The sequence below is a fragment of the Pseudohongiella sp. genome (assembly GCF_011050365.1).
Taxonomy (GTDB): domain Bacteria; phylum Pseudomonadota; class Gammaproteobacteria; order Pseudomonadales; family Pseudohongiellaceae; genus Pseudohongiella.
On sequence record NZ_DRFV01000008.1, the window covers coordinates 330,792 to 346,575 of the forward strand.

The 15,784-nt window shown below is 56.1% G+C and carries 14 protein-coding genes; 4 read left to right on the forward strand and 10 right to left on the reverse strand.

What is annotated here, in order from left to right:
* The first annotated feature begins 19 nt into the window (after positions 1 to 19).
* Positions 20 to 1,654, forward strand: a complete 1,635-nt coding sequence (locus ENH71_RS07385; RefSeq protein ID WP_294135772.1) for an NAD(P)/FAD-dependent oxidoreductase — start codon at positions 20 to 22, stop codon at positions 1,652 to 1,654.
* A gap of 12 nt (positions 1,655 to 1,666) precedes the next feature.
* Positions 1,667 to 2,398 carry a TrmH family RNA methyltransferase gene (locus tag ENH71_RS07390; protein WP_294135816.1) on the forward strand — a complete coding sequence of 244 codons (732 nt, stop codon included), beginning with the start codon at positions 1,667 to 1,669 and terminating at the stop codon, positions 2,396 to 2,398.
* A gap of 31 nt (positions 2,399 to 2,429) precedes the next feature.
* Here ENH71_RS07390 and ENH71_RS07395 read toward each other — a convergent pair whose 3' ends face one another.
* The 4 genes from ENH71_RS07395 to ENH71_RS07410 all read right to left on the reverse strand — a co-directional run bounded on the left by ENH71_RS07395 (position 2,430) and on the right by ENH71_RS07410 (position 6,263).
* Positions 2,430 to 2,891 carry a DUF3429 domain-containing protein gene (locus tag ENH71_RS07395; RefSeq protein WP_294135769.1) on the reverse strand — a complete coding sequence of 154 codons (462 nt, stop codon included), beginning with the start codon at positions 2,889 to 2,891 and terminating at the stop codon, positions 2,430 to 2,432.
* Positions 2,892 to 2,950: 59 nt separating this feature from the next.
* On the reverse strand, positions 2,951 to 3,268 hold the full coding sequence (locus ENH71_RS07400) for a late competence development ComFB family protein (RefSeq protein ID WP_294135767.1): 318 nt from the start codon (positions 3,266 to 3,268) through the stop codon (positions 2,951 to 2,953).
* 94 nt (positions 3,269 to 3,362) lie between these two features.
* A complete protein-coding gene (locus ENH71_RS07405) occupies positions 3,363 to 4,454 on the reverse strand; it encodes an ADP-ribosylglycohydrolase family protein (protein WP_294135766.1) in 1,092 nt (363 codons plus the stop codon).
* Between the two features lie 42 nt (positions 4,455 to 4,496).
* Positions 4,497 to 6,263, reverse strand: coding sequence for an ABC transporter transmembrane domain-containing protein (locus ENH71_RS07410; RefSeq protein ID WP_294135764.1), 1,767 nt, complete (start codon positions 6,261 to 6,263; stop codon positions 4,497 to 4,499).
* Between the two features lie 166 nt (positions 6,264 to 6,429).
* Here ENH71_RS07410 and ENH71_RS07415 point away from each other — a divergent pair, with 166 nt between their 5' ends.
* The gene (locus ENH71_RS07415; RefSeq protein WP_294135760.1) at positions 6,430 to 6,999 is read left to right on the forward strand and encodes a YbhB/YbcL family Raf kinase inhibitor-like protein; all 570 of its coding nucleotides are present in this window, start codon (positions 6,430 to 6,432) and stop codon (positions 6,997 to 6,999) included.
* Between the two features lie 155 nt (positions 7,000 to 7,154).
* Here ENH71_RS07415 and ENH71_RS07420 read toward each other — a convergent pair whose 3' ends face one another.
* The 5 genes from ENH71_RS07420 to ENH71_RS07440 all read right to left on the reverse strand — a co-directional run bounded on the left by ENH71_RS07420 (position 7,155) and on the right by ENH71_RS07440 (position 13,365).
* Positions 7,155 to 8,366: an ABC transporter permease gene (locus tag ENH71_RS07420; protein ID WP_294135758.1), complete on the reverse strand. Its 1,212-nt coding sequence runs from the start codon at positions 8,364 to 8,366 to the stop codon at positions 7,155 to 7,157.
* Between the two features lie 9 nt (positions 8,367 to 8,375).
* Positions 8,376 to 9,683: an ABC transporter permease gene (locus ENH71_RS07425; protein WP_294135756.1), complete on the reverse strand. Its 1,308-nt coding sequence runs from the start codon at positions 9,681 to 9,683 to the stop codon at positions 8,376 to 8,378.
* Positions 9,684 to 9,697: 14 nt separating this feature from the next.
* Positions 9,698 to 10,402: an ABC transporter ATP-binding protein gene (locus ENH71_RS07430; RefSeq protein WP_294135754.1), complete on the reverse strand. Its 705-nt coding sequence runs from the start codon at positions 10,400 to 10,402 to the stop codon at positions 9,698 to 9,700.
* Between the two features lie 44 nt (positions 10,403 to 10,446).
* A complete protein-coding gene (locus tag ENH71_RS07435) occupies positions 10,447 to 11,718 on the reverse strand; it encodes an efflux RND transporter periplasmic adaptor subunit (RefSeq protein WP_294135751.1) in 1,272 nt (423 codons plus the stop codon).
* A gap of 417 nt (positions 11,719 to 12,135) precedes the next feature.
* Entirely contained in the window at positions 12,136 to 13,365 is a 1,230-nt protein-coding gene (locus tag ENH71_RS07440; protein WP_294135749.1) for a serine hydrolase domain-containing protein, read from the reverse strand.
* Between the two features lie 242 nt (positions 13,366 to 13,607).
* On the opposite strand from ENH71_RS07440, the gene ENH71_RS07445 reads away from it, so the two are divergent.
* Positions 13,608 to 14,780, forward strand: coding sequence for a dicarboxylate/amino acid:cation symporter (locus ENH71_RS07445; RefSeq protein WP_294135747.1), 1,173 nt, complete (start codon positions 13,608 to 13,610; stop codon positions 14,778 to 14,780).
* On the opposite strand, the gene ENH71_RS07450 is transcribed toward ENH71_RS07445, so the two are convergent.
* A complete protein-coding gene (locus tag ENH71_RS07450; RefSeq protein WP_294135746.1) occupies positions 14,775 to 15,680 on the reverse strand; it encodes a mechanosensitive ion channel domain-containing protein in 906 nt (301 codons plus the stop codon). The genes ENH71_RS07445 and ENH71_RS07450 overlap by 6 nt on opposite strands.
* Between the last annotated feature and the right edge of the window lie 104 nt (positions 15,681 to 15,784).

Here is a 15,784-nt window from a genome sequence, read left to right on the forward strand (position 1 = left end):
CACCGGCCGGGGCCTCAACATGATTCGCCTGACTGAACTAGCCTTGCCGTTGGACCACCCACCCGAAGCACTCCGCGCCGCCATCGTGAAGCGGCTGCAGGTGGCCGGTGATGAACTGCTGGCGTTCAGCGTGTTCAAGCGCAGCTACGATGCTCGTAAAAAGAACAGTGAAATCACGTTTGTTTATATCATTCACGCTACCCTGGTTGATGAAGCCGGCGTGTTGCAGCGCTTCGCCCCAGATCAGCACGTTCGTCCGGCACCTGACACTGCCTACTATCCGGTAGCGCAGGCGGCGGCTGGCATGACCGAAAGGCCGGTAATCATCGGTTTCGGCCCCTGCGGTCTGTTTGCCGCCCTGATACTGGCACAAATGGGATTCAAACCCATTGTGCTGGAGCGCGGCAAGGATGTTCGAAACCGCACCCAGGACACCTGGGCGTTGTGGCGGAAAAAGACGCTGACGCCGGAGTCCAACGTACAGTTTGGCGAGGGCGGCGCCGGCCTGTTCTCTGATGGCAAATTGTACAGTCAGATCAAGGATCCCAAATTCTATGGTCGCAAGGTCATGCATGAGTTCGTCAGAGCGGGCGCGCCTGAGGAAATCATGTTTGTCAGCAAACCGCATATTGGCACGTTTCGCCTGACCGGCGTGGTGTCCACCATGCGGGAAGAGATCAGGGCGCTGGGTGGCGAAATCCGGTTCGAAAGTCGGGTATCCGATGTCACTCTACAAGACGGTCGGGTAAGCGGTGTCACACTGGCCGGCGGCGAGGAGATAAAAACCCGATATGTCGTGCTGGCCCTGGGTCACAGTTCGCGTGATACCTTTCGTATGTTGCATGCCCGGGGCGTGTTTGTTGAAGCCAAACCTTTTGCCATTGGTTTTCGCATTGAGCATCCGCAATCCCTGATCGACAAATCACGCCTGGGGAAATATGCCGGCCATCCCGCACTGGGCGCGGCTGACTATAAACTGGTGCATCATGCCAGCAACGGTCGGGCAGTCTACAGTTTTTGCATGTGTCCGGGCGGCACGGTAGTCGCTGCGACCTCCGAAGTCGGCCGTGTGGTGACCAATGGCATGAGTCAGTATTCACGTAACGAGCGCAACGCCAACGCCGGTATCGTGGTTGGCATCAGTCCCGAGCAGGATTTCCCCGGCGACCCGCTGGCGGGGGTGGCGTTGCAGGAACAACTGGAAGCGCACGCTTTTGAGCTGGGTGGTCGCGACTATTGTGCTCCCGGTCAGTTGGTGGGCGATTTTGTTCGCGGCCAAGCGTCGACGACTCTGGGAGAGGTTACGCCGTCCTACCAGCCCGGTATTAAACTGGGAGATCTGGCGTCTTCGTTACCTGAGTATGCAATCAGTGCCATCCGTGAAGCCCTGCCGGCATTTGGCAAACAGATTCGTGGTTTTGATCGTGATGACGCAGTGTTAACAGGTATTGAAACCCGAACCTCGTCTCCCGTGCGTATCACCCGCGATCCACAAAGCCTGCAAAGCCTTAATACCCGCGGACTGTACCCGGCCGGTGAAGGTGCAGGCTACGCTGGCGGCATTCTGTCAGCCGGTGTCGACGGTATCAAGGTGGCTGAGGCGTTGGCGCTGGCAATGCTGGCAGATGCACAGACCGGCAGCGAAGAGGACTAAGCCATGAGCCGCCTGAAAAGCGATGAGCTGAAAAAACTGCATCAGAAAAAATATCGCCAACAGTTCGGTTGCTTTCTGGCGGAGGGTGAACATCTCGTGCTGGAGTTGCAGAAGGCGGCTGAAACCAACCCGGCACTGCTGGAAAGTGAGCTATATGTCAGTGACTCGTATCAGGACTGGCCCGGACCGCTGCATAAAACCGTTGTCAGTGACAAACTGATGATGCAGATGTCGGACACCAAATCACCGCAGGGTATCATTGCCAGTGTGCCGATAGCGGCGTTGCAGCATTCTGAACCTGCGCCGGTGCAGCGCGCCGTTTATCTGTTTGAAACCCAGGACCCGGGCAACCTTGGCACCATACTGCGCACACTGGGATGGTTCGGCAATTTTGCCTGCCTGCTCAGCCCCGGTTGCGTGGACCCCTACAACGCCAAAGTTGTACGGGCCAGTATGGGGGCCATCTTTCATGTGCCCGTGGAAATTGACGTGCCGCTATCGACGCTGGCATCACGATACGCCGCAATCGGCTGCCTGGACATGCAGGGAGAAAAGCTGACATCCGGCACTTTCCATCAGTCTGATTGCCTGGTGTTTGGAAATGAAGCCAGAGGCGTGCCCGCAGAACAGCTCGATGCGATGAACGCACGGGCATTCAGCATCCCCGGTTGCGGAGATGTTGAATCATTGAACGTCGCAGCCGTCGTGAATATGTGCGTCTATGAAATTAATCGCGAAAATTAAACAGATTGGTTAAAAGGCGTGTATTGGCGGATCAGATAAAACTGAGCGGCAAGGCCAGTGATGCACACACTACCGCCGTCACTGCGAGTCGCATTCGGAAATAGCGCGCGGTAATTCTGCCGGCTTTGTGCAGTCGATAGTCGACCCAGAGCAAGGCCAGGAACACGGCGATAACAATGACAAAATAGACCACAAACGAGGTCACCAGAAATCCGAACCAGAGAATCAGTGTCAGCACATTGCTGGTCATCAACAGATTAAGGCTTCTGGCCTGCGTGTCCTGCAGATACTGCCCCCAATGAATGCCACACATGAACACTGCGATGGCCAGGCTGTAGCTGCGCAGGATTTCTGCGGTGCTGCCCAACAGCGGCAGATTGTACACCCCCAGCGTGAGCAACAGGCTGCTGACCAGGAATGGCAGGGCGCCAAGGCCGGCTAGAATGGCCGGAAGATTGGCGTATCGTGAGTGCCTGTCTGTGTTTGGCATCATGAATTACTCTCCTTGTCTGACAATGGTCGAGCAGGTGTTTCATTTCAGCCGACGCGCATTTACGGGATGCCGTAGGGTCCTTTGTCGGACCTGAAGTGTGCGGATCCGTCAGGCGAGATGCCGGCACGTTTTTCGAGGAACCCGATTGCGTAAGTCACAGCGTGCTTAACGGAAGTATCGTTCAGCCTGTGTTCTTCCTCCGATTCGAAGAAACGGGTATCTACGATATGGCGCACATAACGCGCCGGCAGTTTGTTCAGAGCAACGCAAGCGACGTCGGCAATGTAATCTTCGTCATGCGCTGCCGGGGTATCCCTCAATTGGTGCTTGATGTGGTCATACACCAGGCTTTCGAAATAATTTGTTATCAGGTCCATGGGCAAGCTACTTTATGATTGTTTTATTGATCATACACTTACCGGTCCTCAAGGAGAAGCGGGGCAGAACCTCGCGGTCACAAAATAACCAGTGTCAGGTTGCCGTCGATCCCTCGATTTCCCCGCTTATTTGCTGGCGATCAACCAGTTGCTCATACAGCGCATCGACTGGCGGTGAGTCCCCACACAATGCGGTGATTACGCCCAGTACGGCGCCGCGATGCACGTTGTCGCCCCCCAGGTTGGTATTGGCTATCAGGGCCTGTTTGCTATCGTTCAGATAGCGGGCAGCCAGATAAAGGATGCCCGGCCAGGCGCCGTCAATGTAGCAGGCAATGGAGTATTTACGGCCCAGTACCTCACTGTCGTCATGTGTCCGGGCCAGCAAACCCGGCAGATCCAGTCCCGCACTGTGGCGGGCGGTTTGCGTCAGTAGCGACATCACATCATCAGATTCGTCGCGGAACAACAGGCTGTCCAGCAGGTTTACGTAGGCCCGGCAAACCCTGGCCAGCCCGGCATCGGGGTGCGTCAGAAACAGATGCCGCTGACAAAGATCCTGCACCGTCTCCAGTGAGCGGCCTCGCAGGCGTTCGGCAAACACGATCGGAGCAATGGTGACCAGAGCACCAATGGAAGGTGTGTCATGGGTGACTGCGCCACAGTGCAATGGCGCTTTGCCCTGTTCCAGATTGGCAAAAAAGCCGCGATGACAGGACTCAGCATAAGTGTCGGGATGTTGCGCAGGCTCTGCCGTCAACAGTTGGATATAGTGCTCTACATAAACGCGCGGGTCGTACTGCCCTGCGTTTGCCATGATGGAGCGCATCACTGCGCGGGCGCAATGCGCATTAAGCGTGTTCTCCCCGGCGCGCATGCCCTGATGGTAGTGCTGATTGGGTATATCCCAGAACTGACGTTTGCCTTTCAGTATGACATCACCCACGATATCGCGAGCGGAGTCTGATTTTGCTGCACGACCCTGGCGTCCGCCGTGCTGCGTGGAATGCAACGACATGATGGAAGACGGGTGAAACGCCGGGGCGTCATGGAAGTCCCGCACACCACCGGGGAATTGTTGCGCAATATCTGCCGGGCGATAATACCAGTGTACCGGCATGGCAAGTGCGTCACCCACGAACAGTGCTCTTAGCGCAGCACGCGCGCGATCTTGTGGCTCAATCATATGTCTGTCTCCTGGTCCTGTCGCATGATGCGACCTCAGCACTCAGATATGAGTGTCGAACTGCAGGGCGGAGAGACGTGCGTACAGGGGGCTGCTGCTTAGCAGCTCGTCATGACTGCCGGTGGCAATCAACCGGCCTGCTTCCATTACGGCAATGCGATCAACATTGCGCACGGTCGCCAGGCGGTGAGCGATAATCAGGGTAGTGCGCCCCTGCATCAATTTCTCCAGCGCTACTTGTACTGTACGCTCACTTTCGGCATCCAGAGCACTGGTGGCTTCATCAAGAAGCAGAATTTTAGGATCTTTCAGAATCGCACGGGCAATGGCCAGGCGCTGTTTCTGACCGCCGGACAGGCGGATGCCGGCTTCACCTAGCTGACTGTTCCAGGTTTCCGGCAGGCGGGTGATGAATTCGCTGGCGAAAGCGGCATCTGCTGCGGCGCGCACCGCTTCATCACTGGCATCGGGGCAACCATAACGAATATTGTCCGCCACAGTACCGGTAAAAATGGTGGGCTGCTGACTGACCAGCGCAAAATGCCGTCGCAGCTCCATTGGATCCAGCGCCCGGATATCGACACCGTCCAGCAATATTTGTCCGCTGAGCGGATCATAGAAACGCAGCAGCAAATCAAATAGCGTCGATTTGCCGGCACCCGATGGTCCGACCAGGGCGAGGCTGCTACCGGCTGCAATGGTGAGCTCAAAGCCATCAAGCGCCGGCGTGTCCGGTCGCGTCGGGTAGCAGAAGCGCAGCGTCTTGAACTGAAGGCTGCCGTTCAGGCTGGCCGGCAGCGACGCAGGTGCGGCCGGCGCACTGATAGCAGACTCAGCGTTCAATAGCTCGATCAGGCGTTCGGTGGCACCGGCTGCGCGCTGCAAATCGCCAAACACCTGGCTGATGGCACCGACGGCAGAGGCCACCATGACGGCGTAGACAACAAAGGCGGTGAGCTCGCCTGCGCTCATGCGGCCATTGATAACGTCCTGCCCGCCGACCCAGATCATGCCCGCCATGGCGACAAAAACCAGCGTCATGACGATAGCGATCAGCAATGATCGTGAGCGGATTTGAGACAGCGCTACATTAAAAGCATTTTCGACATGGCCGGCGAACAGGCGCTGATCTTCGCGCTGATGATTGTAAGCCTGCACGGTTTTTATTTGCTGAATGCTCTCGCCGACATAAGCCCCGACATTCGCGATCTGGTCCTGTGTGCGTCGTGACAAATTACGCACCTTGCGGCCGAAAATGATGATCGGGCCAATGATCAGCGGTATGCACAGCAAGACCACGCTGGTCAGCCGCGGGTTGGTAATAAACAGGAAGATGACACCACCGATCAGCAGCAGGGTATTGCGCAGAGCAATGGACGCTGATGAACCGATAACCGTTTGCAGCAAGGTGGTATCGGTGGTGATGCGTGACTGGATTTCGCCACTGACATTGTCTTCAAAATAGGCCGGGTGCATGGTCAGCAAATGATCAAAAACGGCCTTGCGAATATCGGCGGTGACCCGCTCACCCAGCCATGACACCCAGTAAAAACGGGCAAATGTGCCCAATGCCTGCAGGATGGCGACGGCCAGAAAACCCAGGATGGCGCCGCTCAACGACTGCGTGGAACCGGCGACAAAACCGGAGTCCACGATGATGCGCACATATTGCACCAGACCCAGGGTCAGGCCTGCAGTGAACAGCAGCGCGACGGACGCCAGCAGGATCTGTTTTTTGTAGGGCAGAACAAAGCGCGCGGCCTGAAGCAGACTGCTGATACCGGCTTTGTCGGGGGATGATTTTTCCATATCTCTGGCGCTGCAGGCGGTTGCGGGATCTGCAGTCTGGCACGCTACACCGAGCCAGACAATAGCGTCGTCGCAAAGCGCTGTGGTCTGCATTGAGTTACAGCAAGACCTGCTTTACTCTGGCAGCTGAAGTCAGAATCGTTTAAATCACTCTGGAGTTCCATTAATGCAAACTTTAAAACACACGATCGGCGCTATTGCGCTCAGTTTCATGGTACTGCCGGCACTGCTGTCCGCGGCCGAGATGGAAGATACCATCACCGTCAGCAGCACAGCTTTTGACCACCACGGCACGGTCCCGCTGGCGTACTCGGCTTACGGCGACAACACCGTACCGCAAATCAGCTGGAGCAATCTGCCGGCTGGCACTGAACAACTGGCACTGGTCATGGACGATCCGATCGCGCCAACGCCGCAGCCCTTTGTACACTGGGTGGCCTACAATATCCCGGCAGCGGCGTCAGAGTTGCCGGAAGGCCTGAGCAAAGACGCAGAGGTGACTGGTGTTGCCGGGCTGGACGGCATGATCAACGGTGTTAACGGCGCGAGGATGACCGGCTACTTTGGTCCACGGCCACCGGCTGACGGCAAATTGCACGCCTACCATTTCCGGATATATGCCCTTGATGCAGCGCTTGAGCTGCCTGCAGGCCTGAACAAGACTCAGCTGCTGGAAGCTATCGACGGTCATATCCTGGCGACTGGTATGTTGATGGGACACTACGAGCAGAAATAAGCCATGCCGATCTGACTGCTGCTGCCCGATGCCTATCGGCGCAGCAGCACAACGTCAGCGATGTCATTTCACCGCGAGAATATCCGTGTCACGGGTCTCGGTCAGCACTGAGCCCGGCATGAAGATGCCTCGCCGGCCCTGCCGTTGGCAACCCCTTACACCGAGCGCGTGGCCAGTGCGGGCGCAATGCGCGCTGCTGCCCGGGACGGTCCGACCACCGCTAGCTGGCCAACCAGCAACAGAACCAGCATACCGGCGGGTATGTAGAACCAGTCGATCCTGGGCATATTAAACGTCTGTACCAGGAAGATATTGAAAGCAATACTCAGGGCCGCGCCAGCCAATACGCCAATGCCGGAAATCATCACGTTCTCCAGCAGAAAATAACGCAAAATTGCACCCTGGGTTGCGCCTAGAGCCCGGCGGGTACCAATCTGTTTTCTGCGACGGTTGATGCTGAACACGGCAAGCCCCACGATGCCCATGGCCGTGATGAATATCAGTGTCGCGATCACCACATAAAGAATACGTGTCATCACACTGTCGATACGATAACTCTCTTCCCGGGTGTCCGCCATTGTGCGTAGTTGACGCAGGATGCGTTGATCATTGCTGGCTGCCAGCATCTCTTCAACCGCAGGCATCAGACGATCCTGTTCGCCAGCTTCGGTTCGAATCAGATACATTGACGAGCCATCTATGACGATTTCCGGGAAGATCGCGGAATTTTCGATTTCAGGCCACAGCGGCCAGGGTCCCTGCAGCTGGCGTACGACGCCGATGACACGAATAGCCTGCCCCGATGGGGTAAAGATGGACTGCCCAACGGCACTCTGCGCATCAGCCGAGAACAGCCTTTCTGCCAGCGCCCGGGTAATGATGACGGAACCGGCGTTGGTATTGCTGGAAGCAGGGCGTATCAAGACATCCGACTCTGCAAAGTCGACACCCGCGATCAACTCCAGTCCCATCGTGTTCAGACTTCGGTGTCCCGCGTAATAGATGGCTGAGGGTACCATGGAGCCACGGTCACCTGGCTCCAGACTAAAACCGGTTGACGACCCGCTGTTGCTGACCGGGATGGCATTGATCACGGTCGCGTCAACCACACCCGGTGTTTGCCGGAGTCGGTCGAGGTCATCGGTTATGGCTAACTCTTCATTAAAATTCTCACCAAAGCCGATGCTGCGAATGTGAAACAGATTGTCTTCATCCACGCCGCTGGGGCGCTGCATCAATTCGCCCCGCTGATTGATGATATAGACCGCATTCACGATCACGGTCATGGTGAATGCGATTTGTAGTGCGATCAGCACGACACCGAGTTTGTTGCGCAGCAGTGCGCGCAGAATGGGCCCGAATTCCATACGGTTCTCCTACTGAAGTTTAAGGTGAATGGCCGGGTTGATATTGCAGGCACGCCAGATAGGGTAAAGGCCCGCTATCACCGTACAGACAATGGCCAGTGCAATGGTGACGAGCATCACGGTCAGGTTCAGCTGCATCCAGTCGGATACGATCAGGTCTCCCATGAGTATCTTGACACCTTCCATGCCGAGCGCTGCCACGCCCAGACCAAGCACACCGCCCAGTGCACCAATGAATCCGGCTTCGATCACATGCTGTATGAACAGCGAACCTTTGTGTGCTCCCAGCGCCTGACGCACACCAATTTCCGGCGCCTTGCCCAGAAATTTGGACAATAGCAGCCCGACGGTATTGAGCAGGCAAACAGCCAGCAGCATGGCTGCCAGAGCCGACAGGATGCGGGTTTCGTCTGGCACTACTTCCTGTTCAACCATCCATTCATTGACATCAAACAGGCGCTTGTCCACCGGTTGCTGTAAGCGGCCAAATGACTTTTGTTCGGCGGCATAATTGTCTACCAGGTTCAGGTAATCATCGCGTGCCGCACTGTCCTGCAGTTCAACCCAGAACTGTATCCAGGCGCATTCGGCATTCAGGAACGCCTGAAAACCATCACCCTCGGGGGCTGCCCAGCAATTCGTGTTGCCGCTCCTGTCCATGCGTAGCGCAACGATCAGGTGCCATGGGATATAGGCCTCTTCAATCGGATCGAAAGGTCCATTATTGACATCGTAAAATTTTGGCATGGGTGACCATCTGTCCAGTACACCGACAACGGTAAAATTGTAACCGTGAAGATGTACCGTCTCCCCCACCGAATTGCTGCCGCCAAATAATTGATCGTTAAGCTCACTCGACAGCACGATGACCTGCTGCCGGTTCTCGTCAGCCTCGCGGTCCCAGCCGCTGCCATACTGAAACGGAATATCAAACATGGTAAAGAAGTCGCTGAAGTTGCCGCGCCCACTGACCGAAAATGGGCGGATATCCCGGTTCTGCGGCTCCACAACACCGACAAATTTTGAATTCGCAGTTCTCGGGTGTTCACTGCTAAGGTCCAGCAACGCTATGGCATCGATGTAGGTCAGTTGTGGCGGTGGTTCAAAATCGGCGACCGCAGGATCGCCATAGTCTAGTTGAACATGAAACAGCTGCGCACTTTTGTGTGGAATCGGGTCGCCGCCCATGAAGTAGTTGAGGGTAAAGATAACCATGTAGGCGCCCACGCCGATCGCCACTGCCAGCACCATCAGCGAACTGAGTACCGGGTTGCGCCGGTAACTAAGCAGTGCCAGGCGGATATAGTAGATGAACATGTGATATCTCCCTGTCAGCTGACAGCTTCGAGTTGGCCGGCGACGGCTATGTGGTCGGATTCAGCAATGCGTCCATCCAGGAAATGAATGTTGCGTGCACTGCGGCTGGCCAATGACGGGTCATGTGTCACCATAATGATGGTGGTGCCGGCGTCGTTTATGCTTTGCAACAGCTCCATGACGCCTTCAGCGGTGTTCGAGTCCAGGTTGCCGGTGGGTTCGTCCGCTAGCAGAAATCGTGGTTCCCCTACCAGCGCACGGGCAATGGCAACACGTTGCTGCTGACCGCCTGAAAGCTGAGAAGGCAGATGTTTCTTGCGTGATAGCAGGCCAACCGAATCCAGCGCGCGCTCAATGCGATCCTTGCGTTCGGCCCCTTTCATGCCGCGGTAACGCAAAGGCACATCGACATTATCAAACAGATTAAGGTCGGGCATCAGATTGAAACTCTGAAAAATAAAGCCAATTTTCTGGTTGCGCAGTTTGGCACGCTGGAAGTCACTCAATGCCGCGACATCCTGGCCGTCCAGCAGGTACTGGCCATCGGTCCAGGTTTCCAGCAGGCCCGCGATATTGAGAAAGGTTGTCTTGCCGCAACCAGATGGCCCGGTGATGGTAATGAATTCACCCTCGGCAACGTTCAGCGAAATATCGCGCAACGCATGCGTTTCAACCAGGTCGGTACGGAATACCTTACGGATATGAGTCATTTTTAGCATTCAGGCTCTCCTTGTGTTGACTAACGCCGCGCCGGGCGGTGATGTCAGTTATTGATCAATACAGTGTCGGCTTCGTTAAAGGCATCAGTACCGGAAACGATGATGGTGTCGCCCACGTTCAAGCCATCAAGTATTTCCACGGATGCCAGGCTGGTAGCACCGATGGTAATAGGGGTGCGGTAGGCCATATCATCAACCACGCGATAGGCCAGACGGCCGCTGCCGCTTTCGAGGAATTGGCCACGCTGTACCATGAGCACATTCTTTTTCTCTTCGAGAAGAATGCGCGTACTCAGGCGCTGGTTCTGGCGTAATCCTTCGGGTATTGGTTCATCAAAACGCAATCTGGCTGACACCTGGTTGTCGACAATTTCCGGAGATACTGCGATCAGTGTGGCGTTCTGTAACTGCGAACCCGCACGGACTTCCGAGGGCATGCCAATGGCCAGGTCGCCAACATAGTTCTCCGGCACCTGTACCTCGATTTCGAAGGCAGAAAGATCCACCACGCTGAGCACTGCCTGGTTGCGGGCGACGTTGGTTTTCTGGTCCACAAGAAGGTTGCCGACGATGCCGCTGACGGGTGACACAATGGCAAGTTCCGCCACTTGCCGGCCAAGATCATCCACCAGCAATTCCTGTTGTTCTACTGCGAGCTGTCGCGTTTTCAGCTCAAAGGCCAAGCGTTCATTGTCGAGTTCGGTATTAAGCTCGGCATGTTTGTGCATTATCCGGGCGGTATCCATATTGTCGCGTGCCCGTTCCAGGTCCACCGTGGAAATCGCACCCTGGGCTATTGCCAGTTCGGATCGGGTCAGCTCACGTTGGGCGGCCTTTAACGACAGGGTCGCGGTGTCGAGGGCACGGGTGTTCTCCAGTACCTCTTGCTGATTGGCAATGCGCTGGCGGTCGTATTCAATCTGCAGGGACATCAGACGGGAGCGCTCCTGCAGTAACAGATTCTGCATTTCCGGGCTGTCGACGTTGGCCAGGATCTGACCCTCCGCCACGCTGTCGCCAGCGTCAACAGCAAAGGTGATGGTGCCGCTCTGACTGGCGAACAGGGTAGGGCTGACGGCGGCGACGATGCGTCCCTGCACGGTGACATCACGAACAAAGTCGCCGCGCATCACCTGCGCAAAACGCAGGCGCTCACCTGCCACCGATTGTTGTGCCTGGGACCAGCGCTGCACGGCAGGCACACTGACCCAGGCCAGCACCACGGTGGCAACCAACACTGTGATGAGCAGAATTTTCTTGCGACCGTTGGTCGGACTCAGTGTTATATCCTGAGCAGAGGTATCGCTTATTTTCATTTTTGTACCGATGCAGTAAAAAATTTGTTGATGACTGGTCAGTGCTTTATCAATGCTTGGACGTTGTCTATGCCGTCAGGGTTTAAAGTCATTGATAAATAGCTGTCTATTGACGGTAGTACTGCAAAATCGGGGCCAGCACGAAAATATTCCAATTAGTCTTATAAAAACAAATGGATACGTTTTTCTGGAGAAACATTCAGGCCGCAGGAAGGATGTTGCTGCTGGTGAGCAGGATTGATGATTGGTGAGAATCGCCAAGGTTTTCGTAAATACGGCGATTAAAAACAGGCGCAGCCAGAAAAGCCAAAACAGCCACGATAGACAGACAGAATAGACAGCCAGGATAAAAACCAGAACAAAAAAAAGCCGGCTAAGGCAGCCGGCTTCTTGTATGTCAGGGTCAGATTTACTGGATCAATCAATGGCCCCGTAAACCACCCGTTGAGCCACATTGTTGTCGAATGGCGCTCCACGCGGACCACCGCGTTTCTGTTCCATGTAGATCATGAAAAATTCATTGGCCGGATCAACCAGAAACAGGGTGCCGCCAATGCCGCGCCAGCCAAAGTTGCTGGGTCCTTCGGGGTCGGAGGCATCAACCGGTTGCAGATGAAAGCCAAGGCTCCAGCCGCCGCGATCGCCGTAGAAGAAATACTCACGCGATACATCGTCAGTGATTCGCTCTTCCTGCATCAACGCCAATGTCTCTTCCTCAAGGATGCGGGCGCCATTGTACTCGCCACCATTGAGCAGCATCCGGGCAAATCTGACATAGTCTTCCGTGGTTGAGTTCAGACCGCCACCGCCGGACAGCATCGGGCGCACAATGGTGTTGTCGCCCATAGCCCCGTGAACTGGTTCCGCGAGGCGTGACGCCTTGTCTGCCGACACGTAGAAAGTGGTTTCATCCATGCCCAGGGGTTCGAAGATGCGTTCGTTCAGGATAACGTCCAGGGTCTGGCCGGCAGCGACTTCCAGCACCGCCCCCAATACATCGGTGGAGTGACCGTAATGCCAGGCCGTGCCCGGTTCGAACAGTAGCGGCAGGTTGCCCAGGCTGTCGGCAACTTCGCGCGCAGTAGCGCTGCCGTCGGAGGGCACATTGGCTTCATACAGGCCGCCCAGGGTGGTGCCCATGGCGAAGATGGATTGCACCAGCCCGGATTTGTGCGTCAGCAGGTGTGCAACCGTCATCACATTTTGCGCCGGGCGGGTGTCACCGGTTTCCTGATCAATGATTTCCAGCGAATTGAAAGCAGGAATGTATTTGCCAACCGGATCATCGATGCTGAGCAGACCGTCCTCCACCATCGACATGGCAGCGACGCTGACAATGGGCTTGGTCATGGAATAGATGCGGAAAATGGTCTGTTCGTCTACCGGTGTGGCGTCGTCCGGGCCCTGGGTGCCGGCAGTTTCCAGCAGCCCGACGCCGTCATTGTTGCCAACCAGAAGCAGGGCGCCGGCAATGTGGTTGCCGTCAACGGCTGCCTGCATCTGCGAGCGGATGGAGGCTATTTCAGTTTGATCGATACCGAAAGCGGAAGGATCTATCTTGTGAATCGAGCTGTCATCGGCCATGGCCGCCATTGCACCGGCCAGAAGCAGGGTCGCGGCGGCAGTGGTCTGTAGAATCAGTTTCATGGGTGTGTAACCTCGGCGTTGTTGTTATAGATGGGCAGGCCCCGGTGACGGGGCCGCGGGGATGTACTGATTATGCGGTAGCGTCTGAAATGAGTCAATTTGGCACAAGGTACAGCACCTGTCATGCAGGATAGTGCGATTAACTGAGGCATTTCCTTGCCATCAATGATGGTAATTTGACCTCTGACTGTGTATTTTTGCTGTCATCTATCCTTGACAAGAAACTACCACGAGAGCGACTCATGCAACTGATATTCAAACTGATTGCGGGCATTGTGCTGGGCATCCTGATCGGACTGTTTGCCCCCTACGGCGTGACTCAGATATTGATCACCTTCAAGGCCCTGTTCGGTGAGTTGCTGTTTTTCACTATTCCCCTGCTGATCCTGTTTTTTATCACCAGCGGCATCGCCGCTCTGCCGACCAATGCCGGGGGGTTGTTGGGCCGGTCACTGGGCATGGCATACCTGTCCACGCTGGTGGCAGGCACAGTCGCCTTTGTGGTTGCCTCGATACTGGTGCCGATGCTGACGTCAGCCGGGTCCGCAGCGCCTGCGACCGGGCAGGTGACCCTGGCCCCGTTTGTGGAACTGACCATACCGCCGGTATTCAGTGTGATGACGGCGCTGGCGCTGGCTTTTATTTTCGGGGTAGGCATCGCTGCCACCGGCGCCACACAGCTGAAAGATCTGTCCGATCAGGGCCGCGACATCATTCAGCGCTTGCTGGTGAAAATCATAATCCCGTTGCTGCCTCTTTATATTGCCGGCGTGTTTGCCGAGCTTGCTGCTGCGGGCACGGTCTTTGGTACCCTGCGCACCTTTGGTGTGGTGCTGATTATGGCGCTGGTACTGCACTGGGCCTGGATCATGGTGCTGTTCACGCTGGCGGGTATCAAGGCGGGTAAATCACCTTTTGGCCTGATTCGTAATATGTTGCCGGCGTATTTTACCGCGCTGGGCACCATGTCCAGTGCGGCCACTATTCCGGTGTCCCTGCAGGCCAGCAAAAACAATGGCGTGACGCCAAATGTCGCGGACTTCACGGTGCCACTGTTTGCTACCGTTCACCTGTCAGGCTCGACCATCACCATTGTCAGTTGTGCTGTGGCTGTGATGTCGATCTACAACGGTCTGGATATTCCGTCACTGACCATCATCGTGCCCTTTATCCTGATGCTGGGCATTGTCATGCTGGCCGCGCCCGGCGTTCCGGGGGGGGCAGTGATGGCCGCCGTCGGACTGCTGGGTTCCATGCTGGGTTTCAGCGAAACGGCGGTGGCATTGATGATCGCGCTGTATATGGCACAGGACAGTTTTGGCACCGCCTGCAATGTCACCTGCGACGGTGCCTTGTCCATACTGGTAGGCGAGGCGGCCGCCGAAACGACTGCCAAGGCGCCGCCACGGTCATGAGGTCGGGCGGGAATCGCCGGCAACGGGCGCATTCGCGGTGCCAACAGGTCGCGACTCTGGCAGGTAGTCGTTATTGTGAAACACCTCGGCCATGATGGCCTGCTCAATGAAGCCCCGTTGACCGGATTTTGCGGGGACCCTCACAATCAGATGAATTTCGCCCGCCACGGGCACCTGCAGAGTGACCCGTGGGTCCACCGACGGAGTCTCCAGGCCCCGTGAAACACTGAGGCGGTTCATGTAGCGGCGGACCTCTTCAAGGTAGGGGGCGCACTGTTTTCGTGCCGACTCCACGATGGCCTGTTGTGCGCCGCGCCAGTCGTCGTCACGTTTGAACGGCACGGTAAAGACGTGCAGCACATAATCATGGGTGAAGCTTTCATTGATCACCGGCTCGGAGACAAACAGCGCATTTGGAATGACTGCCATGCGTCCGGTGCGTTGATGCGTCAGTTTGCCCGGGCCAACTTCCAGAATGGTTGTTGCCAACAGATTCTGGTCAATAACATCGCCGCGAAAATCCTTGATCTGGATGCGGTCACCGATACTGAAAGAGCCTGCGCCAGCCTTCAGTATGGAGCCGGTGATGCACATGATCAGTTCCTTGGTGGCCACTACGAAGGCAACCGCAATGGCTACAATCGACAATGCCAGCGTGCGCAGTTCTTCGCCCCAGATCAGCACCAGGCCGAGCATTAGCAGCAGTATCAGGCCATTGCGTGATTGCACCAGCCAACGTCGGCGCAGTTCCAGCGAATCGACCTGGCGTTTAATAAAGCGGGAGATCAGGGACCGGATGACCAATAAGCTCAATATAAGCAGCCCGGTGCTGATCAACAGACTCAATATGGAGTCTGATACCACAAAATTGGCCAACGATGTCTGTATGCGTTCAATCATGCAATCAATCCTTCATCTGTCACCGAGCAGTCACCTGCAATTTCAGCTTTCCCTGAGCTGGCTTCGGTCATATTATGAGGCTTTGTTTCGGGTTTTGCCCGGAG

Bases quoted from the DNA above. Each gene is read 5' to 3' on its own strand.
- ENH71_RS07415 (WP_294135760.1), top strand. From the start codon at position 6,430: ATGCAAACTTTAAAACACACGATCGGCGCTATTGCGCTCAGTTTCATG.
- ENH71_RS07410 (WP_294135764.1), bottom strand. From the start codon at position 6,263: ATGGAAAAATCATCCCCCGACAAAGCCGGTATCAGCAGTCTGCTTCAG.
- ENH71_RS07430 (WP_294135754.1), bottom strand. From the start codon at position 10,402: ATGCTAAAAATGACTCATATCCGTAAGGTATTCCGTACCGACCTGGTT.
- ENH71_RS07385 (WP_294135772.1), top strand. From the start codon at position 20: ATGATTCGCCTGACTGAACTAGCCTTGCCGTTGGACCACCCACCCGAA.
- ENH71_RS07400 (WP_294135767.1), bottom strand. From the start codon at position 3,268: ATGGACCTGATAACAAATTATTTCGAAAGCCTGGTGTATGACCACATC.
- ENH71_RS07440 (WP_294135749.1), bottom strand. From the start codon at position 13,365: ATGAAACTGATTCTACAGACCACTGCCGCCGCGACCCTGCTTCTGGCC.
- ENH71_RS07450 (WP_294135746.1), bottom strand. From the start codon at position 15,680: ATGATTGAACGCATACAGACATCGTTGGCCAATTTTGTGGTATCAGAC.
- ENH71_RS07425 (WP_294135756.1), bottom strand. From the start codon at position 9,683: ATGTTCATCTACTATATCCGCCTGGCACTGCTTAGTTACCGGCGCAAC.
- ENH71_RS07405 (WP_294135766.1), bottom strand. From the start codon at position 4,454: ATGATTGAGCCACAAGATCGCGCGCGTGCTGCGCTAAGAGCACTGTTC.
- ENH71_RS07420 (WP_294135758.1), bottom strand. From the start codon at position 8,366: ATGGAATTCGGGCCCATTCTGCGCGCACTGCTGCGCAACAAACTCGGT.
- ENH71_RS07395 (WP_294135769.1), bottom strand. From the start codon at position 2,891: ATGATGCCAAACACAGACAGGCACTCACGATACGCCAATCTTCCGGCC.
- ENH71_RS07445 (WP_294135747.1), top strand. From the start codon at position 13,608: ATGCAACTGATATTCAAACTGATTGCGGGCATTGTGCTGGGCATCCTG.
- ENH71_RS07435 (WP_294135751.1), bottom strand. From the start codon at position 11,718: ATGAAAATAAGCGATACCTCTGCTCAGGATATAACACTGAGTCCGACC.